Origin of the sequence: Micrococcus sp. GbtcB5 (genome assembly GCF_019091605.1) — a bacterium.
Taxonomy (GTDB): Bacteria; Actinomycetota; Actinomycetes; order Actinomycetales; family Micrococcaceae; genus Micrococcus; species Micrococcus luteus.
On record NZ_JAGXJK010000225.1, the window covers coordinates 1 to 264 of the forward strand.

The window sequence follows — 264 nt, forward strand, 5'->3', positions numbered from 1 at the left end:
ACCGGCCGCGCCCAGGCCCACGGTGCCCGCCTCGCGCGCTGTGCTCGGCGCCGCCGGGGCGGGGCGCAGAGTGCGCCGGGTGGCCGGAGCCGCGGCATCGCGACGGGGGGTCTCAGCGGTGGCCTCGGTGCCCGGGGCGTCCTGCTGGTCCACGGTCACCCCCGCACCGCCGGCCACGCCGGCGACGGACTCGCCGGTCTCGCGGTCCGCCGCGGCGGTGCCGGACGCAGCCGGACCCCCGGCGGGCTTCACCGCGGCCGCGGG

Annotated in this window: 1 pseudogene; it reads right to left on the reverse strand. The window is 83.3% G+C overall.

The window, feature by feature from the left end:
* Window positions 1-264: pseudogene (locus KVS67_RS12135) on the reverse strand (hypothetical protein); the annotation flags it as partial.